The organism is Cupriavidus sp. SHE (assembly GCF_000812445.1).
Lineage (GTDB): Bacteria > Pseudomonadota > Gammaproteobacteria > Burkholderiales > Burkholderiaceae > Cupriavidus > Cupriavidus metallidurans.
Genome location: NZ_JWMB01000107.1, coordinates 103,148 through 128,315 on the forward strand (window position 1 = coordinate 103,148; position 25,168 = coordinate 128,315).

The 25,168-nt window shown below is 63.1% G+C and carries 20 protein-coding genes; 8 read left to right on the plus strand and 12 right to left on the minus strand.

Annotated features, from left to right (window positions below):
• Nucleotides 1-3: 3 nt before the first annotated feature.
• From RN01_RS32015 to zwf, 3 genes are all read right to left on the minus strand, one after another.
• Entirely contained in the window at nt 4-1,014 is a 1,011-nt protein-coding gene (locus RN01_RS32015) for a glucokinase (protein ID WP_017512204.1), read from the minus strand.
• A 4-nt stretch (nt 1,015-1,018) separates the two neighbouring features.
• Nucleotides 1,019-1,699: a 6-phosphogluconolactonase gene (gene pgl, locus RN01_RS32020; RefSeq protein WP_017512203.1), complete on the minus strand. Its 681-nt coding sequence runs from the start codon at nt 1,697-1,699 to the stop codon at nt 1,019-1,021.
• A gap of 81 nt (nt 1,700-1,780) precedes the next feature.
• Complete coding sequence (gene zwf / locus RN01_RS32025; RefSeq protein ID WP_024570298.1) at nt 1,781-3,229, minus strand: glucose-6-phosphate dehydrogenase; 1,449 nt, start codon at nt 3,227-3,229, stop codon at nt 1,781-1,783.
• Nucleotides 3,230-3,549: 320 nt separating this feature from the next.
• On the opposite strand from zwf, the gene edd reads away from it, so the two are divergent.
• Complete coding sequence (gene edd, locus RN01_RS32030; RefSeq protein ID WP_008646344.1) at nt 3,550-5,376, plus strand: phosphogluconate dehydratase; 1,827 nt, start codon at nt 3,550-3,552, stop codon at nt 5,374-5,376.
• A gap of 113 nt (nt 5,377-5,489) precedes the next feature.
• On the opposite strand, the gene RN01_RS32035 is transcribed toward edd, so the two are convergent.
• The 3 genes from RN01_RS32035 to RN01_RS32045 all read right to left on the minus strand — a co-directional run bounded on the left by RN01_RS32035 (nt 5,490) and on the right by RN01_RS32045 (nt 8,723).
• On the minus strand, nt 5,490-6,344 hold the full coding sequence (locus RN01_RS32035) for a mechanosensitive ion channel family protein (protein ID WP_017512202.1): 855 nt from the start codon (nt 6,342-6,344) through the stop codon (nt 5,490-5,492).
• A gap of 130 nt (nt 6,345-6,474) precedes the next feature.
• A complete protein-coding gene (locus RN01_RS32040) occupies nt 6,475-7,392 on the minus strand; it encodes an AraC family transcriptional regulator (RefSeq protein WP_024570297.1) in 918 nt (305 codons plus the stop codon).
• Between the two features lie 71 nt (nt 7,393-7,463).
• Entirely contained in the window at nt 7,464-8,723 is a 1,260-nt protein-coding gene (locus tag RN01_RS32045) for an MFS transporter (protein ID WP_017512200.1), read from the minus strand.
• Nucleotides 8,724-9,031: 308 nt separating this feature from the next.
• Between RN01_RS32045 and RN01_RS32050 the strand changes: the two genes are divergently transcribed.
• A complete protein-coding gene (locus RN01_RS32050) occupies nt 9,032-11,185 on the plus strand; it encodes a TonB-dependent siderophore receptor (RefSeq protein WP_029700355.1) in 2,154 nt (717 codons plus the stop codon).
• Between the two features lie 74 nt (nt 11,186-11,259).
• Here RN01_RS32050 and RN01_RS32055 read toward each other — a convergent pair whose 3' ends face one another.
• Nucleotides 11,260-12,852, minus strand: coding sequence for a peptide chain release factor 3 (locus RN01_RS32055; RefSeq protein WP_024570295.1), 1,593 nt, complete (start codon nt 12,850-12,852; stop codon nt 11,260-11,262).
• A 96-nt stretch (nt 12,853-12,948) separates the two neighbouring features.
• Entirely contained in the window at nt 12,949-13,914 is a 966-nt protein-coding gene (locus RN01_RS32060; protein WP_011520204.1) for a YihY/virulence factor BrkB family protein, read from the minus strand.
• Nucleotides 13,915-14,135: 221 nt separating this feature from the next.
• Here RN01_RS32060 and RN01_RS33640 point away from each other — a divergent pair, with 221 nt between their 5' ends.
• Nucleotides 14,136-14,330 (plus strand): hypothetical protein, encoded by a 195-nt coding sequence (locus tag RN01_RS33640; RefSeq protein WP_017514651.1) that lies wholly within the window; start codon nt 14,136-14,138, stop codon nt 14,328-14,330.
• 865 nt (nt 14,331-15,195) lie between these two features.
• On the plus strand, nt 15,196-15,516 hold the full coding sequence (locus RN01_RS32070; RefSeq protein WP_011520208.1) for a hypothetical protein: 321 nt from the start codon (nt 15,196-15,198) through the stop codon (nt 15,514-15,516).
• 164 nt (nt 15,517-15,680) lie between these two features.
• Here the strand turns inward: RN01_RS32070 and RN01_RS32075 are convergent, their stop codons facing one another.
• From RN01_RS32075 to RN01_RS32085, 3 genes are all read right to left on the minus strand, one after another.
• Complete coding sequence (locus RN01_RS32075; RefSeq protein WP_017514649.1) at nt 15,681-17,054, minus strand: sigma-54 dependent transcriptional regulator; 1,374 nt, start codon at nt 17,052-17,054, stop codon at nt 15,681-15,683.
• A gap of 125 nt (nt 17,055-17,179) precedes the next feature.
• Entirely contained in the window at nt 17,180-17,641 is a 462-nt protein-coding gene (locus RN01_RS32080; RefSeq protein ID WP_024570294.1) for a hypothetical protein, read from the minus strand.
• A 615-nt stretch (nt 17,642-18,256) separates the two neighbouring features.
• Complete coding sequence (locus RN01_RS32085) at nt 18,257-19,618, minus strand: NCS2 family permease (protein WP_011520211.1); 1,362 nt, start codon at nt 19,616-19,618, stop codon at nt 18,257-18,259.
• A gap of 325 nt (nt 19,619-19,943) precedes the next feature.
• Between RN01_RS32085 and RN01_RS32090 the strand changes: the two genes are divergently transcribed.
• Both RN01_RS32090 and RN01_RS32095 read left to right on the plus strand, forming a co-directional pair.
• Nucleotides 19,944-20,147 carry a cold-shock protein gene (locus RN01_RS32090; protein ID WP_008646365.1) on the plus strand — a complete coding sequence of 68 codons (204 nt, stop codon included), beginning with the start codon at nt 19,944-19,946 and terminating at the stop codon, nt 20,145-20,147.
• A 1,497-nt stretch (nt 20,148-21,644) separates the two neighbouring features.
• On the plus strand, nt 21,645-22,739 hold the full coding sequence (locus tag RN01_RS32095; RefSeq protein WP_024570616.1) for a replication protein RepA: 1,095 nt from the start codon (nt 21,645-21,647) through the stop codon (nt 22,737-22,739).
• Nucleotides 22,740-22,841: 102 nt separating this feature from the next.
• Here RN01_RS32095 and RN01_RS32100 read toward each other — a convergent pair whose 3' ends face one another.
• On the minus strand, nt 22,842-23,045 hold the full coding sequence (locus RN01_RS32100) for a cold-shock protein (protein WP_006159056.1): 204 nt from the start codon (nt 23,043-23,045) through the stop codon (nt 22,842-22,844).
• A 421-nt stretch (nt 23,046-23,466) separates the two neighbouring features.
• Here RN01_RS32100 and RN01_RS32105 point away from each other — a divergent pair, with 421 nt between their 5' ends.
• On the plus strand, nt 23,467-24,123 hold the full coding sequence (locus RN01_RS32105) for an AAA family ATPase (RefSeq protein ID WP_008646379.1): 657 nt from the start codon (nt 23,467-23,469) through the stop codon (nt 24,121-24,123).
• Nucleotides 24,124-24,128: 5 nt separating this feature from the next.
• A complete protein-coding gene (locus RN01_RS32110; protein WP_017511228.1) occupies nt 24,129-25,145 on the plus strand; it encodes a ParB/RepB/Spo0J family partition protein in 1,017 nt (338 codons plus the stop codon).
• The last annotated feature ends 23 nt before the right edge of the window (nt 25,146-25,168 follow it).

Consider the following 25,168-nt stretch of genomic DNA (forward strand, 5'->3'; position numbering starts at 1 on the left):
CTTTCAGGATTGAGAGGTCTCGGCGCGGCGCGCGTCGGCTTCGAGCCGGTCCGCCAGTGCGCGAGCCAGGCCCGGCAGCGCCGGATACTCGGCCGTGATCACGTACACCGGCACATCGGCAAGAAAGCTGCCCATGCGGCCCTTGGCGACAAAGCGCTCCGCGAAGGTCGACGCCCGTAGGGCATCGACAAAGCGTGGAACGATACCACCGCCGATATAGACGCCACCACGTGCGCCGAGCACCAGCGCGACATCGGCGGCAACCGAGCCGAGCATCCCGCAGAACGCGTCAAAAGCGCGGCGGCATATCGGGTCGCCCGCGCGCATCGCGCCGTCCGTCACCTGCGCCGGGGTCAGCGGCACATCCAGAGGCGTACCCATTTCTGCGGACAGCGCGGCATGAATATGCGAGAGACCCATGCCCGACAGCAGCCGCTCCGCCGACACGCGCCCAAACTGGTCGTGGGCGGCGCGCCAGGCGATCCACTCGTCGTCGGTGACCGGCATGATCTCGATGTGTCCGCCCTCGCCCGCCAGCGCCACCGCGCCACCCAGCGCAGGAATCAGGCCGGATACGCCAAGGCCGGTACCGGGCCCGATCAAGGCCCGGGGCGCCGTGGCCACCGCCGTGCCGTCGCGTACCTGCACAAGGCTGGCGTCGGGCAGATACGGCAGCGCCAGCGCCAGCGAGGTGAAGTCGTTGATGGCCACCAGCGTGTCGAGATCGAGCGCGCGGCGCATGGCCTCGATCGAGAACGCCCAGTTGTGGTTGGTCAGCTTGACCTGGTCACCAGTGACCGGATTGGCCAGGCCGATGGCCGCGTGGCGCGGCCGGGCCGCGCCGCTACGCGTCAGCATGTAGAGCCGCATCGCGGCTTCGAGCGAGGCGTGCTCGGCCACCTTGTATGCGGTGATCTCGCCGATGCGCATCGGCGCCGTCTCCATGGCAAAGCGCACGTTGGTGCCGCCCACGTCGGCCAGAATCCGGGGATAGGACATCGCACGATCCGTCATCGGCTTAGACCCGGAAGACATCGACGCCGTGGCGGTGCCGTGCCAGCACGACACTGACCGGCAACGAGGGCGTCGGCGTCTTCAGCGCCTGCTCCAGCACGGCAGCCTTCTTCTCGCCGCTGATCGCCAGGAACATGCGGTCCGCCGCCAGCAACGCCGCCAGGTTCAGCGTGATGCGCGCATGGGGCGCGACGGACGGATGGGTAACGATGTAGCCCGGAGTCGGTTCGGACAGGGCGGTCTGAAGCTCAGGTGCATCCGGAAACAGCGAGGCCGTGTGACCATCTTCGCCCATGCCCAGCACTACTACATCCGGTTGCAGGAAGGCCTGATTCAGGCGCGCCACCGCGCTTTGCGGATGCGCGGCCTCGGCCTCGTCGCGGATCAACGGCACCCAGGCCGCCACGCCCGCGCCTTCTCGCAGCAAGTGGCTGCGCACCATGGCTCCGTTGCTGTCAGCGTCATCGGGCGGCACCGCGCGCTCGTCGACCAGCGTGACCGTCACGGCTTCCCAGCGAACGGGGCGGTAGCGCAGCCGCTCGAACATGGCTTGTGGCGACTTGCCGCCCGACACGGCCAGCACGGCCCAGCCTTTGGCCTTGATCGCGAGATCAAGCGCGTGACCGATCGAGATGGCCAGCGATTCAGCCTGGTCCATCAACGTCGCATGTTCGAATTGGCGCATGGGCTGCTCCTTCTACTCCTTATGGTTCGCGTGTCGTGGTGAATCCGAAGTTTCCGATGTTTCCGATCCTTCGGTGGCGCGTCAGGCCTCCTCGTGCCACAACGCGCCGTCGCGCGACATCAGGGCCGACGATGCCGCCGGTCCCCAGGTGCCGGCCGTGTACGGTTTGGGCGGCACGGTGCTCTGGTCCCACGTATCCAGAATCGGCTCGACCCAGCGCCACGCCTGCACCTGCTCGTCGCGTCGCACGAACAGGCCAAGCTTGCCGCGGATCACGTCGAGCAACAGCCGCTCGTATGCGCCCGCACGGCGCATCTTGAACGAGTTGGCGAAGTCGAGATCGAGCGAGGTCGGCGTCAGCTCCACCGTATCGCCCGGTTGCTTGACCAGGAAATACAAGCGGATGCTCTCTTCGGGCTGCAGCCGTATCACGAGCCGGTTCTGCGGCGACAGGGTCAGCGGCCTGGGAAAGATCGCATGGGGCACGTCGCGGAAATGGACCACGATCTCGGCCACGCGCGATTGCATCCGCTTGCCCGTGCGCAGGTAGAACGGCACCCCTTCCCAGCGCCAGTTGGCGATTTCGGCCTTGATGGCAACAAAGGTCTCGGTCGTGCTGTCGGCGGCGATGCCCTGCTCGTCGACGTAGCTGACCACGGGCTTGCCGCCGACGGCGCCGGCGCGATACTGGCCGCGCACGGTCTTCTCGGCAACGTCCTGCGGCAGGATTGGCTTGAGCGCCTTGAGGATCTTGATCTTCTCGTCGCGAATCGCGTCTTCGGACAGGCTGGCCGGCGGTTCCATCGCCACCATGCACAGCAGTTGCACCAGGTGGTTCTGCACCATGTCTCGCAGCGCGCCGGTGCGATCGTAGAAATCACCGCGTGTCTCCACGCCCAGTTCCTCGGCGATGGTGATCTGCACGTCCTGCACCCACTCGCGCCGCCACAGCGGCTCGAACAGCGCGTTGGCGAAGCGGATCGCCATCAGGTTCTGGACCGATTCCTTGCCCAGGTAATGGTCGATCCGGTAGATCTGTTCCTCGCCAAAATACCGCGACACGGCGTTGTTGATCGCCTCCGACGAGTCGAGATCATGGCCGAGCGGCTTCTCGAGCACCACGCGCACGTTGGGCGCATTGAGGCCGGTTCGCCCCAGTTGCTCGCAGATCGGCACGAAGATATGTGGCGCCGTGGCCAGATAGCACACGACCACTTCGGGCTTTCGGGCCAGCACCTGCTCGGCCAGCGCGTCGAAGTGCGCCGGCTGGCGCGCGTCGGCCTGCACGTAGCCGATACGATCCATGAACGAGGTCCACGCTTCGGGTGGCGCATGTTCGAGGCCAGGACGCACGCTTTCCTCGAGCATCGCCTTGTATTGCTCAGTGGTGTGCGGATGACTTCCGGTAGCGAGAATGCGCGAGGACGGGTGGAGACACCCCGTGCGGTGCGCGTCGAAAAGGGCTGGCAGCAGCTTGCGCCGCGCCAGGTCTCCGGTGCCGCCGAACAGCACCATGTCGAAATCGGGCAAGCTCACCCTGGGCTCCTTGCGGGGGATGGGGCGCCCCGGCAACTATTGAGTCCGCCGCGCGGCGCATTGGTTCCGGCCATGGTACGTCACTCGCCGCCGCTTGGGCAGGGGGAAGTGGCCACGAGCATGACCCGCGCCGCACATCGGACCCAAAGCGTACCCGTTTCTGCGTGGCCCAGATCACCGTGGCGGAACAACCGTGAGCCGCTTCAATCCCACATGCAGACGCCCTCGCAAACGGGCAGGTCGCCGATCCGGACGGCATTCCGATGATGCCCATGAATTTCGACTACGCTGATAGCGCCCTACAGGAGACTTCCATGCCCCGCCACCCCGTACTGGATGCGGTCACGGCCCGCATCGTGGCCCGCAGTGCCCCTACCCGCCAGGCCTACCTGGAGCGCACCCGCGCCATGGCGGGCCAGAAGGTCGAACGCGCCAACCTGTCGTGCACCAATCTCGCACACGGTGTGGCGGCGATGCCCGATGATGCGAAGATCCGGCTCAAGGCGCAGGAGCGGCCGAATCTCGCAATCGTGTCGGCCTACAACGAGATGCTGTCCGCACACCAGCCGCTGAATGCCTTTCCGCAGTGGATCAAGGAAGCCGCGCTGGACGCCGGCGGTACCGCGCAGTTCGCCGGTGGCACGCCGGCCATGTGCGATGGAGTCACGCAGGGCCAGGACGGCATGGACCTGTCGCTGTTCTCGCGTGACGTGATCGCGATGGCCACCGCGGTCGCGCTATCGCACCAGATGTTCGACGGCGTGCTCTGCCTCGGCGTGTGCGACAAGATCGTGCCAGGCCTGGTGATGGGCGCGCTGTCGTTCGGACACCTGCCCGCCGTGTTCGTGCCGGGTGGCCCGATGACGACCGGCATGGGCAACGAGGAAAAGGCGCACATCCGGCAACTCTACGCGGAAGGCAAGATCGGGCGCGAGGAACTGCTGGAAGCCGAGACGCGGTCGTACCACGGCCCGGGCACCTGCACCTTCTACGGCACCGCCAACTCGAACCAGATGCTCATGGAGATCATGGGCCTCCATCTGCCGGGCACGGCCTTCATCAATCCGAACACGCCGCTCCGCGAGGCCCTGACCCGCGAATCCGCGCGCCAGGCGCTGCGGCTCGTCCACGGCGGCACGCGCTACATGCCGATTGCCGAAGTCCTGGACGAACGCGCCTTTGTGAACGGTATCGTCGGGTTGCTGGCCACGGGTGGGTCCACCAACCACACGTTGCACCTGATCGCCATGGCCCGCGTGGCCGGCATTCTGCTGACCTGGGACGATTTCGACGAGCTGTCCGCCGCCGTGCCCTTGCTGGCGCGCGTGTACCCGAACGGCAAGGCCGACGTGAACCAGTTCCAGGCGGCCGGCGGGTTGCCAGTGGTGATACGCGGCCTGCTGTCGCTGGGGCTGCTGCATGACGACGTCAATACGATCGCCGGCACCGGTCTGGCCGATTACACGCGCGAGCCGGTGCTGCGAGACGGCAAGCTGAGCTGGATCGACGGCCCGGTGAAATCCCTGGACGACACCATCGTGCGCACCGCCGACAGCCCGTTCGCGCCCGACGGCGGTATCAAGCTGCTCGATGGCAAGCTCGGCCGCTGCGTCATCAAGACATCGGCCGTCAAACCCGAGCATCAGGTCGTGGAAGCACCCGCCATCGTGTTCCATCGCCAGGACGATCTGCTGGCTGCCTTCAAGCGTGGCGAACTGGAGCGTGACTTCGTGGCCGTGCTCCCGTGGCAGGGCCCGTCCGCGTGCGGGATGCCGGAGCTGCACAAGCTCACGCCGACACTGACATTGCTGCAGGATCGCGGCTTCCACGTGGCGCTGGTGACGGATGGCCGCATGTCGGGCGCATCGGGCAAAGTACCGGCTGCCATCCACGTCTGCCCCGAAGCGCATGCGGGCGGAGAGATCGGCAAGGTCCGCACGGGCGATATCGTGCGCGTGGATGCCCCGGCGGGCGTGCTCACGGTCAGGGTCGACGAGGCGGAATGGGCGTCACGGCCCATGGACACGCCCGATCTGACACGCAATCGGCATGGCGTGGGCCGCGACCTCTTCGGCGGCTTTCGCGCGCACGTGAGCACGGCCGAAGCCGGCGCGTGCTCGCTGTTCGCGGAAGAGCATTGAGGGAATTGGGGGGACGGCCGCCGGGGTGGCGGCCGCGAAAGCGTACCCGTTTCTGCGTACGATTCTTGCGCGCGTTTTGTACGCCTTTTGCACGCGTTTTGCGTGCGTGTGGGTTACGCCCGGGCGGCGTCGCCGCTCTCTGGCCTGCGTACTTCCTGCACGGGTACGGCCAGGCGGCAACCGGCATCCTCCAGCCGCTGTTGCAGCCGGCCGAAGAAGCCATACTGGACGTTCCAGAAGTCGCCGCTGTTCGTCCAGTAGCGCGCGTTCAGCGTGATACCCCGGTCGGTGTAGCGGGTCACCATGACTTCGGGCTTCGGCTCGGGCAGCAGGCGTGACTCCTCGGCCATCATGGCCTTGAGCGCATCGAGGCCCGCCTGAATGTCGCTGTCGAACGTGACGATGGCCTCGATGTCCAGGCGGCGCGTCGGGTTCTCGCTGTAGTTGGTGATGGCGCTGCCCCAGATCTTGCCGTTCGGCACGCGCATGCACACGCCATCGGCCGTCGTCAGCTCGGTCATGAAGAGACCGGTTTCGCGCACCGTGCCCGCCACGCCCTGCGCGTCGATGTACTGCCCGACGCGGAACGGCCGCAGCAGCACCAGCATGATGCCGGCCGCGATGTTCTGCAGCGTGCCCTGCAACGCCAGCCCGATCGCCAGGCCGGCGGCACCCAGCATCGCGATGATGCTGGCGGTCTGCACGCCAAACTGCGACAGCACCAGCACGATGGTCAGGATCCGGATGATCCATTGCGCCACCGCGGTCAGCATCGGCCTCAAGGTGTCGTCGATGTAGGTGCGCTGCAGCGCCCGCGTCAACGCCCGGCTGACGCGGCTGGACAACCACCACCCGGTAACCAGTATCGCCAGCGCGGCCAACAGGTTCAGCCCCTGGCTAACCGCGAATTGCGCGAGATAGGTCCAGGTGGCCTCGACTTTGGCGGCATCAATGAATTTCAGGTCCATCCGTCGGCTCCTTCCTTTCAGGGCAAAGCTCGTAGACACCCGTCGGACCGAGACGTTCCGGATCGGTCTTCAGCAAAAGCGTACCCATTTCTGCGTGACGCAGTGCAGCGAAACGGCCTAAATGTGCACCTTACGATGCCTGAGAGGCCGAAATAGGCGGCAGTGCGCCCATTCCAGAGGCACGCGCTTGTCCCGGCGTCACCCCATAGGCGGCGCGGAATCTGTTATTGAAATGGCTGGCGGAGGCAAAGCCAGCCTGGTCGGCTACCTGTTGCAACGAGAGCCGCCGGTCGCCCAGCAGCCCGCACGCCCGTGACAGCCGCGCGCGCATGATCCAGACGTGCGCGGGCATTCCGAATGAAATACGGAACATGCGGGCGAAGTGGTACTCGGACAGATCCGCCAGCGCGGCCAGGTCTCCGAGCGTGGGATTGGCGGCCGGATGGGCATGAACCCACTCCGTCACACGCCGACGCGCGGCGGCGGAAAGACCGCCGCGCCAGTCGACCGAAGGCTGGCGCGTACCGTGTGACAGCAGCATCCGCGTCACTGCCTCGTGCGCCATCGCATTGGCGGCCATGCGCATGTCGGGCGCTTCCCAATCGAGCGCAACCATGTGGCGGGTCAGCGCCACCAGCGCATCGTCTTCGGCAAACAAGCGGTCCTGCAACTGCAGCGCGCGTGGCTCCATGTCCAGCACACGCACGCAGTGCCAGGCCAGATGCTCGGGCTGGAAGTAGAGATGCATGAAGCGCTGCGTGCCGCCGACGTGCCACCGAGACTCATGGTCGGCAGGCAGCAGGCACAGGCGGTCGGGCGCGCCCTTGCGGTCGGGTGCGTCGCGCCGGTACGTCGAGAAGCCGCCCTCGAGGTATACCGACATCGTGTGATGGCCGGGCCGCGCATACGCGGTGTCGTCCATCCGGTTGCGCCAGAGCGCGAGGCCAAACCCGTCACCCAGCGCGCAGGCGCGCTCCAGCGACGCACGCGATTGCGTGAGCGCTGAGAACACCGCGTTGTCATGGAGGGGTGTGGAGGGAACGGACATTGGGCGACTATAGCGCGATCACCGGCGCGCAGAAACGGGTACGCTTTTCTGCCGGCGAGCGGCCATGCCGCTCAGCTTGCCTTGGCCGGATGATGGTCGTGCAGGCGATCACGCTCGGTGAGGTTCGGGAACAGGCGCATCCACGTCACCACCACGATCAGCGTGCCGACACCACCCAGCAGGACCGCGCCAACCGGCCCGAGCAGCGCGGCGGTCACCCCGGATTCGAATTCGCCAAGCTGGTTGGAAGCGCCGATGAACACCGAATTCACCGCGCCCACGCGTCCGCGCATGTCATCGGGGGTGTCGAGCTGTACCAGCGTCTGGCGCACTACGACGCTGATCATGTCTGACGCACCGAGCACCACGAGCGCCGCCATCGACAGCGGCAGCCATTTGGAGACGCCGAACACCATCGTCGCCAGACCAAAGATCGCCACAGCCGTGAACATCACGCGCCCGACGCGACGGTTGAGCGGGTTGCGGGCCAGCCAGAGCGCGGTGGTCAACGCACCGATCGCGGGCGCCGAGCGCAGCAGGCCAAGACCCCACGGACCGGTATGCAGGATGTCTCGCGCGTAGATCGGCAGCAGCGCCGTGGCGCCGCCGAGCAGTACCGCGAACAGGTCCAGCGACACCGCGCCCAGCAGCACCTGATGGCTTCGGATATAGGCAAATCCGGCGAACAGCGTCTTGAGGCTGGCCTGCGCGGTCATCCGCTGCGCGGCCTGCCGGAGCTTCAGCGTTGTGACCAGGACCGCGGCAATCGCGAACAGCGCGGCGCTGATCGAATAGACCACACCGGGCCCCGCTACGTAGGCAAAGCCGCCCAGCGCCGGCCCGATGATGATCGCGGTCTGCCCCGCCGAACTCGACAACGCCACCGCGCGTGGCAACTGGCGTGACGTCACCACGCTGGGCAGCAATGCCTGGAGCGTGGGGGTTTCAAAGGCGCGGCACCCGCCGATCGCGGCGACGAACAGGAAAATGTGCTCGCTCGTGACCCAGCCCGAGAAACTCGCCACGGCCATCGACGCCGCGATCAGTGCTTCCAGCACCTGACAGGTACGCACCACGATGCGGCGATCGAACCGGTCGGCCACATGACCCGACATCAGCAGCAGGACGATCGACGGCAGGAACTGCACCAGCCCGACCATGCCGAGCATGAACGGATCGCGCGTCAGGTCATACATCTGCCAGCCGACGGCGACAGTGAAGATTTGATAGGCGATGGTGGTGCAGAGCCGGGCAAACCAGAAATGCCGGAAAGCAGGATCACGAAAGACGGTTTGCGGCTCGTCGGCCGCTTGCGCGGGGGCGGTGGACATGGGGTGTATCGGCACTCGAAGGAGCGCTTCGGAGACGCTTCGGCAGCACATTTTGTGTACTGCGAGGCGGGAAGCGCACGAATGCGTGCACTTGGACACAAAGGTGGTGATTCTAAACGAGGCGGTCGGGAGGTGCTGGCGCTTTCATGTATCAACGTTGATGCATTTACGCCACATGTCAGACAAAATTTGCCGTTAACAATGTAGCTGCGAATCATTCCTATTTATACTTTCGAGGCCTTGTGACGCAGCGCACGCTTTTCGCGACGCGCTGCGCACCATCAGGCACTTGTATTTGCCTACCTCGGATGTTCACCGTGCTGCCAGCTTTTCGCCTGACCCTTTGCGCCACCGGCGTCGCCCTGCTCGCCCTTCCTCTCGCCTCCCGCTCCCAGACCGCACCGGCCGTCACCCGTGCCGATGAAACCACGCTCAACGCCGTGACCGTGGTGGGCAATTGGCTCGAGGCCCCCAACGAAGAAAAGGTGTTGGAGCATCCCGGCGCCCGGACCATTGTCGACCGGGAGGCCATTGTCGAGACGGGCGCCAATAACGTGCGCGACGTGCTGAAGCGCGTACCAGGCGTGCAGGTGCAGGACAACAATGGCACCGGCGGCAGCGATATCTCGCTGAACGTGGGCGTGCGCGGGCTGACCTCGCGGCTCTCCCCACGTTCGACGATCCTGATGGATGGCGTGCCCTTGGCCGTGGCGCCCTATGGACAGCCGCAACTGTCGATGGCTCCTACCTCGCTGGGCAACCTCGCGGCAGTCGACGTGGTGCGTGGGGCGGGTTCGGTGCGATACGGCCCGCAGAACGTGGGCGGCATCATCAACTTCGTGACGCGCCCGATCCCGCAGACCTTCGCGGCAGACGCGTCGGTCTCCACCGACATCTACAGCCACGGTGGCAATGCCAAGGCCAACCCCACCGCCTTCATCGGCGGCACCAACGACAATGGCCTCGGTGGCGCCCTGCTCTACTCGGGCGTGCATGGCAATGGCTACCGCGAGAGCAATGACAACGTCGATATCGACGACCTGATGCTCAAGGGCGCCTATCGGATCTCCAAGACCGACGAGCTCTCGGCCGCGTTCCACTACTACGAAGCGCACGCCGGAATGCCTGGGGGCCTCACGCCGGAGCAATTCGCGGCCAACCCGTTCCAGTCCACGCGCCCGTTTGACGATTTCTCGGGCCGCCGCACGGACTTCTCGCTCAAGTACGCGCACAATGACAACAACCGCAAGTTCGAAGTCCTGACGTACTACACCGACAGCTTCCGCGGCAGCACGCTCGAGCAGCCCAACGGCAGCCAGATGCGGCTGACCAAATCACCGCGCAACTATCACGTGTTCGCGATCGAGCCGCGCTACTCGCAGTTGTTCCGCACCGGCAGCGTCAGCAACGAGATCAGCGTCGGCTATCGCTATCTGCGCGAGGCCAGTTCCGAACGGGCAACGCGCACGGCCCTCTACACGCCGGGCAGCGTGTACGCGCCCGACCTGCCTGCCAACCTGTACCAGTCCAGCGACGGCGGCACCACGGCCAACGCGATCTACATCGACGACACCATCAACTGGGGCAAGTGGACGATCACGCCGGGCCTGCGCTACGAATTCATCCGCTCGAACATCACGGACAACGTGACCGGCAAGCGAACCGACAATTCGGCGAACGAGCCGCTGCCGTCGGTCTCGGTGATGTACCACGTCACCGACAACTGGACCGCCTTCGCCAATGCGGGCGTTTCGTTTGGGCCCGTCCAGTACTTCCAGATCAACCGCACCACTAACGGTCTGACGCCCGAGAAGGCCAAGACTTACGAAATCGGCACGCACTTTAACGACGTGCACGGCTGGGGCGGTGAGCTGACGCTATTCAACATCAACTTCGATGACGAACTGCAGCTGCGTGCCGGCCGGAACGGCTCGCAGGATGCATGGACGAACCTTGGGGCGACGAAGCACCGCGGTATCGAATCGGGGCTGCGCTTCGACTTCGGTTCGCTGACGAAAACGCTGGCCGGCCTGACCGCCTACGCCACGTACACGTTCACGGACGCCACCTACCAGCAAGGCGCGTTCGCTGGCCGCGACCTGCCCTTCTATTCGCGCCACGTGGCGACGCTGGGAATGCGCTACGCGCGTGACCGGTGGTCCATCAACGTCGATGGCTACGCGCAGTCGAAGCAACACTCGCCAGGCGATCCGGCCGGCGACAACCCCGTGTACCAGACGCAGCAATCGGCGGATGGCTCGCTTGGCGACATTCCCGGCTATGCGCTACTGAACATGCGCATGGGCTACGACTTCGGCAAGGCCGCGCAGAACCTGAAGCTGGCAGTCGGCATCAAGAATCTGTTCGATCGCCGCTACTTCACGCGTTCCACCGACAACAACCGTGGCATGTACGTCGGCATGCCACGCACGTTCTATATCCAGGCATCGCTGGCGTACTGACAGGTCACGCCTCACGCACCAACGGAAACGGCCCGCAGATGCGGGCCGTTTCCGTTATCGAACTGCGCTGGGGATCAGGCGATCTCGCGCGTTTCCAGGAACCTGATGTTCGGGAAGCGCTCCTGCGTCAGGCGCAGGTTGACCATGCTCGGGGCCAGGTAGACATGGTCGCCCGCACCGTCGAGCGCGACGTTGTGCCCGGCCTTGTCGATCAGCTTCTCGATTTCGGCCGGATCGCCCTTCAGCCAGCGTGCCGTGGCGCATTCGTGCGATTCGAAGATCGCGTCCACACCGTACTCATGCTCCAGGCGGTGCGCCACCACATCGAACTGCAGCATGCCGACCGCACCCAACACCAGATCGTTCGAAGCCAGCGGACGGAACATCTGCGTCGCGCCTTCTTCGGCAAGCTGCTGCAAACCCTTCTGCAGCTGCTTGACCTTGAGCGGGTTGTTCAGTCGCGCGCGGCGGAAGAACTCGGGCGCGAACGACGGGATGCCCGTGAAGCGCAGCGGCTCGCCTTCCGTGAACACGTCGCCGAGACGGATCGTGCCGTGGTTCGGCACGCCGATGATGTCGCCTGCGAAGGCCTCCTCAGTCGTGTTACGGTCCTGCGCCATGAAGGTGATGGCGTTGTTGATCGCGACAGTCTTGCCCTGCGACACGTGCAGCAGCTTCATGCCGCGATCGAAGCGGCCCGAGCAGACGCGCACGAACGCAATGCGGTCGCGGTGACGCGGGTCCATGTTCGCCTGGATCTTGAACACGAAGCCAGTGAACTTGGCCTCCTCGGGCTCCACGGTGCGGCTTTCGGTCTGGCGCGCCAACGGCGGGGGCGACAGCTCGCACAGCGCGTCGAGCAGCGACTGCACACCGAAGTTGTTGATGGCCGAGCCGAAGTAGACCGGCGACTGCTTGCCGGCCAGGAACGCTTCCTTGTCGAACGTGTGCGACGCGCCGCGCACCAGTTCCACCTCGATGCGAAGCTCCTCGGCCTGCGAGCCGAGGAGACGGTCGAGTTCCGGGTTGTCGATGCCGTCGATGATTGCCGCCGTGCCCTTCTCGCCCTTCGGGTCGAACAGTTGCACCTTGTCGTCGATCAGGTGATACACGCCACGGAATGCCTTGCCCATGCCGATCGGCCAGGTCATCGGCGCGCACTGAATCTGGAGCACGTCCTCGATTTCATCGAGCAGTTCGATCGGCGAGCGGCCTTCTCGGTCCAGCTTGTTGATGAACGTGAGAATCGGCGTGGCGCGCAAACGGCAGACGTTGAGCAGCTTGATCGTCTGCGCTTCCACGCCGTTGACCGAGTCGATCACCATCACGGCCGAATCCACAGCGGTCAGCGTGCGGTACGTGTCTTCGGAGAAGTCCTCGTGGCCCGGGGTGTCGAGCAGGTTCACGATGTTCTCGGGCAACTCCGGACGCGCCTGATACGGGAACTGCATCACCGACGACGTCACCGAGATGCCGCGCTGCTTTTCCAGCTCCATCCAGTCCGAGGTGGCGTGGCGGTCGGCCTTGCGCGCGCGCACCTCGCCCGCCACCTGAATCGCGCCGCCGAACCAGAGCAGCTTCTCGGTCAGTGTGGTCTTACCCGCGTCCGGGTGGGAGATGATGGCAAATGTGCGCCGACGCGCAATTTCGGAAACGAGCGAACTCACGGCTGGGGGAACCTGGCAGGTGATATCTGGTGATGGCAAAGGCCCGAATGGCGCAGCGGCGCCGGGGCGCGGCTGGCCCGAGGGCGGACAGGGGCGCTATTTTACCGTTTCGCGCTCCTGCGCGGGATCATGACCGCGCAGACTACCGAATTGCAGTGCGTATTGGCGCGTCAGCTCGGCACCGAAGAAGAAGATTTGTGCCGAATAATAGATCCAGAGCATCAGCGCCACGACCGATCCGGCTGCCCCGTACGACGATGCCACCGCACTGTTGCCCAGGTACAGGCCGATCAGGCGCTTGCCCACGGCAAACAACAGGGCCGTGATGACGGAGCCCATCATCACGTCGCGCCACGCGATGCGCGCATTCGGCAGCATCTTGAAGATCACCGCGAACAGCGCGGTAACGACGGCGAACGAAAACAGCGTCGAGATGCCTTCAGCCACCGGCGCGAACCATGTGGCCGTCCAGAGCTGCCCCCAGAAACGGTCGATCACGGCCAGCGCGGCGTTCACGATCAGCGACACCAGCAGCATGAAAGCCAGTACCAGAACGATGCTGAACGACAGCAGCCGGGCCCGCAGCAGCTTCTGCCAGCCAGCGCCGGCCGGCGGCGGCGCATGCCAGATGTCGTCCAGGCTGCTCTTGAGCTCTGCAAACGCGCTGGTGGCGCCGACGAACAGGATGCCGGTGGCAATGACTGCCGCCACACCGCTGCCGCCCGCGCGATGCGTGGCGGCCAGAATGCCCTCGATCGCGGCGGCGCCCTTGGCACCGACCAGATCCTGAATCTGCGCGAAGATCTCACCGCGCGCCGCCTCGGCGCCGAAAAACAGTCCGGCGATGGAAATGACCAGCACCAGGATAGGCGCCAGCGAGAACAGCATGTAGAAGGACAACGCCGCGCCCTTGCTGGCGGCGCGATGGTCCAGCCACGAATTGATTGAGGCCGACACCACGCGCACGGTGCGCCCGCCGGTGTGCCGGTCTGGAAGCCAGCGCCTGGGCGCCCGTTGCGAGGAAGCCTGCTCCGGGTTGTTTGGGGCGTGTTCAGGGGGCATGGCGTTCATCCTTGGGTAACTTCGCCAAGCATAAGTGGAGAGATCGGCACCGTCAAAGTCGTGCGGCCGCGCCACGATGAATACGACCGCCGTCATCAGCATCCGGGCGTGAGTTCATCATAGTGCGCGCGGTCAAGCACCGCGCGGACACGCCTGCTAGAGTAGATCAAGGCACAATAACCGGCCGGGTCATCCACTCGCCGGGATATCAGGAGGCAATCGTGATTCGCACCATGCTTGGCCGGTCCCATGTTGTGCGCGGCATCGGGCTGACGCTCTGCCTGACGTTCTGCCTGGGCGCGCTGGCAGGATGCGATCGGAATCAGGCGCCGGGGCCGGGCCCCAAACCCATCTCCAGTAACGGATCGCAAGCCGCAGGCACCAGCGCGTCGTCCCCGGCCGGCACGCCTCGCTAGAACACGGCACCGAGCGCCGTGCGGTCTGGTTCGGCAAGCATCGAGCGTACCCATTTCTGCGGCAGCGGATCGCCTGACCGCCTGTTTCAGCGTTGCAACAAGGTGCACAGGCATCGTTGTCTGCCACGCCGGACATGCCATGTGGACGCCGAACCGCTCACCTCGTGGCCTGGACTCGCATGGCCGCCCTTCCAGTGGATGCGCAGGCCGTTAATCCACCGCTCATCTTCCGTTTCCCCCCGAATCCGGCCCGCGCTGCCGACCAGGCCGGCCCGCTGACGCGCCCACGGTTTGCCGGCTTGTTGCGCGCGTGCACGCGCTTGCAGCCGACATTCACGCCTTCGGTTACAGCCGCGAAACCGAATGGCATCGAAGCATGCCATCCCGCCGGGAACGCTTGGCACGTCAACGGCCTGCAGGCCTTGCGGCACAAGAGAAAGCATGACATTGGCACGCTTGTCGCTCTGGAGAGTCAGTGCCAGAAGAACACGAGCCAGTGACAACAATACGAAAGTAACCCCGGGAGAGGAAACAGCCATGCGTCATCCACCAGCGCGCATGACGGCGCGCAGACGCGCCTATCGACTTGCGGGCCCCGCGCCAAGCGTCCAGGATCTGCTGTCGCCGCCCCTGCTTCCGTCGCCGCGAGCGCCCAGACGACCCGCCACGTCCTATTGCGCGGCCGCCGGCTGTGGCGTGGCTGCCTGCGCCAGCCGATCCCGCAGCGGGCCGCCCAGTTACTGACGGGCCGCTTTCTCGCGCGGGCGGGTGATTGGTCGTTGCTTTTTGTCGCGCGCGGATCTACACCGGTTTACGTGCTCCGTCCCCCGGCGGGCACCTTTTTTAGTGAGGGAGGGAGCCACCCATGCACGCTAGAGTCCTTGCCGCCCTCGCGCTGGCCTTGCTCTCGAGCATTGCGACGCCGGCCCTGGCAGGCAACTACGCATACTTCGACCGGCCCGACGACGTGAACTTGAACAGCCATGCGGCCGTCAGCAACGACACCTATGTCCGTACCTTCGGCTGGGCATGGGGAGACGTGCGCTTCAAGCCGGACCAGCCGGCAAAATCCGATGAGCGGCAGGCTCGCGATAGCGCGATCGATCCGCACGAGGCGCTGCCCGATCACAACCACGATGGCACCACGCCGCCGCGCGGACGGCGCGGCAAGATCAGCATGAGCTGATCACTCCGGGAGGAGGAATCGTTCGGCATTGCGCGGGCCAAGCCGCGCTAGCCTGCCACCGCTGTCCGGGCGGCAGGACAAAGGAGACTTGGCGAGCGGACGTCGCCAGGTCTCCCTTGGCACTTACTGCACGTGCTGTTTCAGAATTTTCTGCATCGAAGTCGCTACTCCGCCGACGCGCCGGGCTGCGTGTCGATGCGGATGTTGTGCTTGTGCATCAACCGGTATAGCGTCACGCGCGACACGTTGAGCTCGCGCGCCGCCGGCACCACGTGAAAGCCATGGCTGGCCATGACGGAGCGAATCGCCTCACGTTCCGCCTCCTCGCGAATTGCGTCCAGCGTCTTGCGTGGCACCTCCACCCCACCGTGCAATTGCAGATCCTCCGCCGTGATTTTCCGGTTGTCGGTCATCACGATGGCGCGACGCACGCGGTTGATCAGTTCGCGCACATTGCCCGGCCACATGTACTGCATCATGGCCTGCGTCGCGCAGGTGGAGAAGCCACGAATACGCCGGTGCGCCTCGTGGCCGTGTTCGGCCAGCACCGTATTCGCGAGCAGCAGGATGTCCTCGCCACGCTCGCGCAGCGGCGGAATGGTCAGTGTCAGCACGCAGAGCCGGTGGAACAGATCGGAGCGGAACCGGCCGTCGCTCTGTGCCGCCACCAGGTCTACGTGCGTGGCGGAGATGATGCGCAGGTCGAGCGGAATCGACTGGTGCCCGCCCAGGCGCGTGATCATGCCTTGCTGCAGGAATCGCAGCAGGGCAACCTGGCTTTCCAGCGGCAGGTCACCAATCTCGTCGAGGAACAGCGTGCCGCCCTGGGCCTGTTCGATCCAGCCAATCTTGCGCTGGTTCGCGCCGGTGAACGCGCCCTTCTCGTAGCCGAACAGTTCCGATTGCACGAGGTGCGATGGAATCGCGCCGCAGTTGATCGCCACGAACGGCCCCTTGCGGCGGCTCGACGCTTCGTGGATGGCCTGGGCCGCGAGTTCCTTGCCCGTGCCCGATTCGCCGGAGATAAACACCGGCGCGTCGTTGTGCGCGACCTTCGCCAGCGAGCGGAACATGTTGCGCATGGGCGCGCATTCTCCGATCATCGGCCCGCGCGCCACCAGTTCGGGCGAACGAGCGCCATGCAGACATGCCATGCCATGCGCGTGCTTGAGCGTGTAAAGCAACTCGTCGAACGAGAATGGCGTGCGCACGTAGTCGACGCAATAGTCCCGGATCAGACGACGGATGCGCTCGTCCTCCAGCATTGCCGTGGATGTAATGGCGACCCACATCACATGCAGGTGCTGTAGCGCCTGTTCGAGCTGGCTCAGCTCGGCATCGGTGTAAGGCGTCTGCAGGTCGAGCACGCCAGCCATGGGCGAACTCGCACGCACCAGGCGCTCGAGGTCGCGAACCTGCTGCACCCGGCGGATTTCCCATCCGGAGCCAAACTGGTTCGCGTTAAATCCAAAATCTTCATAGCGCGACACGAGCACGATCTGTGCGGTCCGTGTCGGCGCCTTGCACAGTCGGTCCATGACGTTCTCCCGGACGTTGAACTTCTTGTTAGTGGCGGAACCCAAGCCCGCAGGTGTGGCGGCGAGCCGCATGGCCCGTTCGGGGTCCGCTGGCTGCGCGGTCGGTGCCGCGCGCAACGTGGGAATCACGGTCTGGACAAACTGTGTGGGGGTTCTTCCGCGACGCTGACCTGGTCGCGTCCTGCGCTCAGCTGGTCGCGGATTCGTCGGCGCACCATGTCCTTTTCGAGCATCAGTTCGATGTTCGGTGCGTCGGGCGACTGGCCGGAGTACTGGAAGTACAGCGTCTTGTAGGTCTGCTGGCTGAGAATCCATTCCTGGAGCAGCTTGCGCTGTCGCGAAAGCTCTTCGGCCAGCAGGCGGTGCCGGTGCAGTAGTCCTTCTACCGCGGCGCGGGTGCGCGGCGATACGTCTTGGTCATCGGCAAGCACGGCGGCGACTTCGGCAATGGCGTAATCCTCGTGCCAGTCTGACAGCGCGATGCCGTTCGACGATTCACCCAGGACAGTCCACGCACGGTGGGCGGACGGCTTGGCGGATTCGCTGATGGGCCCGATGGCGGGACGCCGGATTTCTCCTGCGGTCATGATCTGTTCCCCGTTGAACAACATCCCCCGGCACTACACGTTCGCTTGTTACCACTATCTCTGTTCTGGATTGGATCTGTCTTTATATGACGCGTATCTGGTTCACGCGCTCTTTATTTCGTGGTGGCGAAGCCGTTGGCGCGAAAGCGAACGGTCTCATTGTCGGCCGGTCCTTGTATCGGCTGAAGCTTGCCGGACCTGGCGCTTTGTTGGAAACGCTTGCCGGTTATCGCCGGCGTCCTCCGAATCCCGGAGTCAAGAAAGGGCGCTTCTTGCGCCCTCAAATTTTTGCCACGCCTATAGTTCAGTGCATTTGGCCTCTTTTGTCCAGCCCGGCGTAGTCCCCTTCCTCCTACTCTCATACTTTTGTATGAGGCGTGTACGCGGCTTTATGCGGAGGCTGCAAGGTAAATAAGCACTCACATTCCTCGCAGAAACGGGTACGGTGGGCGTCCCGATCCCGCGTTTCATACGCAGAAATAGGTACGCACTGCAGCATTTCCATCCGCCGAATGTCATCGTTTTCATTTTGACGATGGCATAACAACGCTCGCAGAAAGAAAAAGGACGGCCGAAGCCGCCCTGTTTTTACTGCATATGCTCTAGCCGCCGTGCTCAGTGCCCCGGCAGGTAGTAGAACTTGAACAGGAAGACGGCAGCGATGACCCACGCCATCACCGGCACCTCGCGTGCGCGGCCGGTCAGGAGCTTGAGGCCGGCATAGGCGATGAAACCGAACGCCACGCCGTTGGCCACCGAGTACGTGAACGGCATGCCAAGCGCCGTCAGCACCGCGGGCACGACCTCGGTTGCGTCGCTCCAGTCCACATCGACCAACTCGCGCAGCATCAGGCAGGAGACATAGAGCAGCGCGGGCGCCGTTGCGTAGGCGGGAACGGTACCAGCCAGCGGCGCGATGAACAGGCACGCCAGGAACAATACCGCCACGGTCACCGCCGTCAGGCCCGTGCGGCCGCCGGCCTGCACGCCCGAAGCGCTTTCGATATAGGCCGTGGTGGACGACGTGCCGAGCAACGAGCCGGCCATGATCGCGGTGCTGTCCGCCATCAACGCCTTGTTCAGACGGTCCATCCGGCCCGCCTTCAGTAGCCCGGCGCGATTGGCCACGCCCATCAGCGTGCCCGTGGCATCGAACAACTCCACCAGGAAGAACACCAGCACGACGTTGACGATGCCGATCGACAGCGCAGCGGAAATATCAAGCTTGAACAGCGTGGGGGCGATGGATGGCGGCGCGGAAAATACGCCGTGGAACGTGTTCCCACCGAAAACGAAACTCAGGATCGTGGTGCCGAGAATGCCGATCAGGATGGCGCCTTTCACCTTGAGATGATCCAGCGCGACGATGGCGAAGAAGCCAATCACCGCCAGGATCGCGGACGTCTGATGCAGGTCGCCGATGGTGACAAGCGTGGCCGGGCTGGCTGTGATGATGCCTGCATTCTTAAGCGCGACGATCGCGAGGAACAGGCCAATGCCCGCGGTGATTGCCACGCGCAGCGCGTGCGGAATCCCGTTGACGATCATCTCGCGCACACGGAACAGCGTCACCAGCAAGAAGAGACAGCCTGAAATGAAAACCGCGCCAAGCGCGGCTTCCCACGGCAAGCCCATGCCCTTGACGACCGTGTAGGCGAAATAAGCGTTCAGCCCCATGCCAGGCGCCATCGCGATCGGATAGTTCGCGTAGAACCCCATGATCAACGTGCCGATGGCGGCGGCCAGGCAGGTGGCCACGAACACTGCATCTTTCGGCACACCGGCATCGCCAAGGATGCTCGGGTTGACGAAAATGATGTACGCCATGGTAAGAAATGTGGTCACGCCCGCGAGAATTTCGGTGCGGGCGTCGGTCTTGTGTTCACCGAGCTTGAAGAGGCGCTCGAGCACACCGGTCGATGGCTGTGCGAGGGTGGATTCGCTGCCTGGCCGTGGCCTCTGGTCCGACGTGGACATCACTGGTCTCCTGACTGTTGACGAAGTGCTCATTGCGGCGCCAGCGCTGTCTGCCAGCGGGCACTTCATCGACAATATGCAAAAAGGCGAGATGATCCCATATGCTGGGTTTGTTGATCCAGCTTAGGTTCGGGTAATCCCCTGCCTTGACGGGAGCCTCAATCCCCCGTATAAATCTCCGCCAGATTCAAGCGACGAGGCAACAGTTCATTCGTTAGCCACCGTCTTGGTACTTCGGTTGTCCATGGTGTCCTTTCCTTGAGTTCGCTGTACGGTGGTGTGTGCACCATCGGTTTCTTTTATATTTTTTTTGGAAAGTAATACCATGCAAACCGGTATCGTAAAGTGGTTCAACGACGCCAAGGGCTTTGGCTTCATCAAGCCGGACGCTGGCGGTGACGATCTGTTCGCTCACTTCTCGGAAGTCCGTGCCGACGGCTTCAAGTCGCTGCAGGAAAACCAACGCGTGTCGTTCGAAGTCAAGAACGGCCCGAAGGGTCTGCAAGCTGCGAACATCACCCCGCTGTAAGCGTTGTGATTTCGAGTGCACCTTGACGGTGCGCTTGATCGCGAAAAACCCGCCTTTATGGCGGGTTTTTTACGCCCATTGCTTTCATAGCGCCCCAAGCCAAGCATCACCCCAGCATCCCCCTGGCAGCCCCTACCCACTCCTGGCCCTCTCGCAGAATCGGGTACGCTTTTGTCCTCCGTCTAAGCTGGCCTGCACCGTCCCCTCGTCCTGGCCCATTCATTTGGGCACGCAGAAATAGGTACGCTTTTCGCGTGGATCCGACGGACACCTCCAATTGCTCCGCAGAAATGGGTACGCCTGGTGGGTAAGCAGGTCTATCTTCATGTCGCGCCGATCCAACGAGCCTGAGCGCCCAGCGTCACGGACGCTGGGCGACTTTTCCTGCCTATCAAAGAGGCAATCGGGTTATCCACGCAGAAACGGGTACAGCGCACTCGCCACCACGGCGCAGAGGTCCCATCCCGAAGGGTTCTCGCAGAAACGGGTACGCTGTTTGCCAACGTTCGTACGCAGAAACGGGTACGGAGTCGTTGTTCCCCACCAGCCTTGTCGGTCTTTAACCTCACATGTATACGGAGGTGCGTCGCAGAAACAGGTACGCAAGGCAAGAAGTCACCCTGGACGTATACGTGCTAAGTGTGCACTAGCTTTTGGGGAAATCCGACGTATACGTACCGCATGTCCGCGGAGCTGATCGTATACGTCGCCTCGGCTCGCAGAAGTAGGTACGCCAGCGTCCTTACGTATGGCATTCGCGTACGCAGAAATGGGTACGTGACGGGCTTATACGGGTGATTTCGGCCCCACTCGCAGAATTGGGTACGCCGCAGAAATAGGTACGCTTTGGTGTTTTTGCGTGTCGATTGGGGTTCAGCGCAGAAACGGGTTCGTTATCGGCCGATACGGACGCAGAATCGGGTACGCCTGGGGCAGGTTCGCGATGCTGACAAGCCGTTTGCGTACCCGATTCTGCGTGGACAACACCCTTTCTGATGCAGGAGTGCGTGTCATATCGACGCCCCCCGAGGCTTCCGCGCAGAAACGGGTACGCTTTTGTGCTTTCCTGCTGTGGAAAACCCTGTGGGATCAGTGACTTATCCACGCAGAATCCGGTTCGGCGATTGCGCTGAAATGGGTTCGGTTTGTCGCAGATTCGGGTTCGACCGTTCGCAGAATCAGGTACGTTTACTCGCAGAAACGGGTACAAGTAGGGTCAAATTCTCTTTTGTAATCAGGGATCGAGTCACTCCGTATACGGTTTACGAGTAGTTAACCCGTATCGGTATCGTTTACTTGTAGTGGATGAGCAGGCAACCGTGGACAACCCTTCGGGATTGCCCACCGTCGACCTGCCATCTCGCCACTAGCCGGATACCCGGCACCTGAAACCCGTTAGCCAGCACGAAGGCATGGGAAATACGTATACGTACCCGTTTCTGCGTGACAACGTTTACGTGATCGCGTACAAAGGCGGGTAATTCGAAGCCCGTCAATATGCCGATCAAACGCTCAATGGCCATCGCCGAGGATCGCTCCGTCCTGGTAGGGGACAACGAGCCATCCCGTATCATCGTTCCCGGAAACGAGAACGGCCTTGTCCCATCCGAAAAATTCCAGCGCCTGTTCGACGAGGCTCAGGCCATGGAACGCGAGGACGCATGGCAAAGCGGTGAAGTAGGCTTTCTGAGCCGTGCCAGCGTCCAGGTAACGTTGCCCTATCGCGCCCCAAAGGGCGCGCCGCCGGTGTGGACGCGCACCAGTGGCAACATCTCGCTGATGATCCAGCCTGGCTATTTCACGCAGCAGCGCTCCGAGCGGGCTACGAACGGCCGGCAGAAGCTTGTCTCGGAAACGGTGTCGCTTGGCTACCCTTATGGCTCCTATCCGCGCCTGATGCTGGCATGGATCGGCAAGGAGATCATGGCCAAGAAGAAGCGGGGCGAGTTCACAGGAACCGTCGAGGATCGACGTATTTCCCTTGGCAACTCGCTGTCCGAGTTCATGTACAACCTCGGCATCCCGATGGCTACCGGGGGCAAGCGTGGAACGATGACGCTGGTGCGCCAGCAGATGATCCGGTTGTTCTCAGCGACGATTGCGATCGTGCAGAACAAGTCGATGCCTGTGCCGAATCAGGCGCCGAATCATGAACCACTATCGATCGATCGCGTTGGGTACTTGCTGGCGGATCAGCTGTCGACATGGTGGGATCCGATGCAGCCAGGGCAAGGCTCGATGTTCGAGAGCTTCGTGGTGTTGTCCGAACCGTTTTTCAACGAGCTGGTCAACCGCCCTGTACCCGTGGATATGCGTGCGCTCAAGGCACTCAAGCAGTCGCCTTTCGCGTTGGACGTGTATTCGTGGCTAACGTATCGCTTCTTCACGATTCAGCGGCGCACCGAGATTCCCTGGGAAGCCTTGCAGATGCAGTTCGGTACGGAAACGGAAAGCGAGCGCAAATTCCGGGCGCTATTCCGTAAGGCGCTCAAGGATGTGCTCGTGGTCTATCCCGGGGCGAAGGTGGATGCAGACTCTTCGAAGGCGCTGATCCTGCAGCCATCTCGAACGAGCGTCCGCAAGCTTTCCTGAGCCCCCTGGTCGGGCAAAACAAAAAAGGCAAGCGTTACGCTTGCCTTTTTTGCTGCCGGACGAGTCACTGACGCGATACGCCGGCGCTGGTGGTGGTCCAGCTTACGCAGGCTTGATTGCAGATGCCTGCAGACCCTTCGGGCCCTGCTTCACTTCGAACGTCACGCGTTGACCGTCCTTCAGCGTCTTGAAGCCGCTGCCCTGGATTTCCGAGAAGTGAGCAAACAGATCTGCACCACCGTCATCCGGAGTAATGAAGCCGAAACCCTTGGTCTCGTTGAACCACTTGACCGTACCGGTTGCCATAAGAATTTCCTTTCGAAGCAAGTTCGTTACACAGCGCAAACAACCGCTCAAGCATGTTGAATTCTCGTAGAAACCGAACGGAAGCCGACGAGGTTGACACGACTTGACTCGACTGTAGCAGGCATCATAACCACAATGTGTTGCGGTGTCATGTGCGCCGTAGAGCGCACTACCCCTACTTTAGGCGGATTCCGTACCGCTTTTCAAGAAGAAGCGATCTGCGCAGGCAATTCAAGCGGATTTCCGTTGCTTGGCAGGCTATCACTCGCATTCTTTTGCGCTGCAACGTCCTTACGCTCTCGATCGGATTTCAAAATTTCAATTTTTGAAAAACGGGTTGTAGCGGAATGTCTATTTGGCTAAAGTGACGCCTTAACTGAATACCATCATTCGCGCTTTCAGCGCTGAAAGTGAGGCCGTAGTGGCAGCAAAGATCATCACCGTTTTCAACCAAAAGGGCGGCTGCGGCAAGACCACAGTCAGTATGCATATCGCTGGCACGCTTGGACTCCGCGGTGCCCGCTCGCTGTTGGTGGATATGGATGAGCAAGGCACTGCTACGCGCTGGGCTGCGCAAGCCAGCGACGAACGCCCATTTCCGGCCTCAGTGATCGGATTGGCTCCTTCGGGAGGCGCCATGCACCGGGAAGTGCGCAAGTTCGTCAACGATTACGACTACATCCTTGTCGATTGCCCGCCTGCCGTCCATTCGGCAGCCCCATCGAGCGCCTTGCTGATCTCCGATCTCGCGATCATCCCCGTTGTGCCGTCGCCGCCAGACCTCTGGGCAGCCGTTGCCGCCAAAACGTTGGCGCAGCACGCCCAGGTACAGAACGAAACGCTTCAGATCCGTGTGATGGCGAACATGGTCCAGCGCCGCGTGTCTATTGCACGTCAGGCCATCGAGATCCTCGGTGATGACGGCGATGTGCCGCTGTTGAACGCAATGGTCGGTTCGCGTTCGGCCTTTCGAGAGTGCCAAGCCATTGGCTGCACGGTGCATGGCGTGCCGGGCGCACGAGAGGCCGTGCAGGAAGTCGACATGATGGTGGACGAAATCTTGTCCCTGATTGAGTAATACCTATGGCAACGAAATTGAAGAGTCTCAAGGCGGGGATGCTCGCCGGCATGGCCGCAGAAAAGACCCGCAGCGACGCGATCGACCGGTTCGCGCGTGCGGAGGCGGCCATTTCCCAGCACCCAAATGGGCTGTTGCAGTCGGCGCGCGCAATGCCGCCGCAATCGACTTTCAGCGCTGAAAGTGATGAGAGCGTGATCGAAGGGCGGACGCTGATAAAGATTCCCATCGCCCAGCTGCATGACAACCCCTTCAATGCCCGCCGCATCTACGATCCGGCGGTTGTGCAGGAGCGCGCGGCGTCGATCGCCACGCATGGTCAAAAGACGCCGGGTCTGGCTGCGTCCGACCCGACCCGTCCCGGCCACTACATCCTGATCGACGGTCACTACCGCAAGCGCGCGCTGGCGTCAGCGGGCAAGCTCGAGATGGAATGCTTCATCGAGACCGACCTGAGCGATCTCGATTTCTATCGCCTGTCCTTCCTGCTCAACGAGCAGCGGTCGGACCAGTCCGCACTCGACAACGCCATCGCCTGGCGCCAGTTGCTCGATGAAGGCAAGGTTCAGAAGGAGGACGAAATCTGCGAACTGACCGGAATGTCGGCCGGCACCGTCAACAAGACACTGGCCTTGCTCAAGCTGCCCGAGTCCGTTCTGGCGGTCATGCGCGAACGTCCGAGCGCGATCGGGATTGCTACCGGCTACGAACTGACGCTGTACTGCAAGGTTGCTGGCGAAGACCGCACGCGCGATCTGGCCACGCGAATCATGAACGACGGCATGTCCAGCCGCGAGGTCGAAGCGATTCGCAAGCAGGCCCAGGAAGGGAAGTCCCGCAAGGTCAAAGAGATCAGCCGCCAGTACAAGATTCGGACCGAATCGGGCCAGCTACTCGGGACGATCAAAGAGTGGGACTCCGGCCGTGTCATGCTTGATGTTCAACTCACCGACCGCAGTGCCCGGGAAGACCTGCTCGACGTCCTCAAGGCCCGCTTCGGCCTGGACAAGACGCTGATCTGAGCATCCTCCAACCATCACTATCC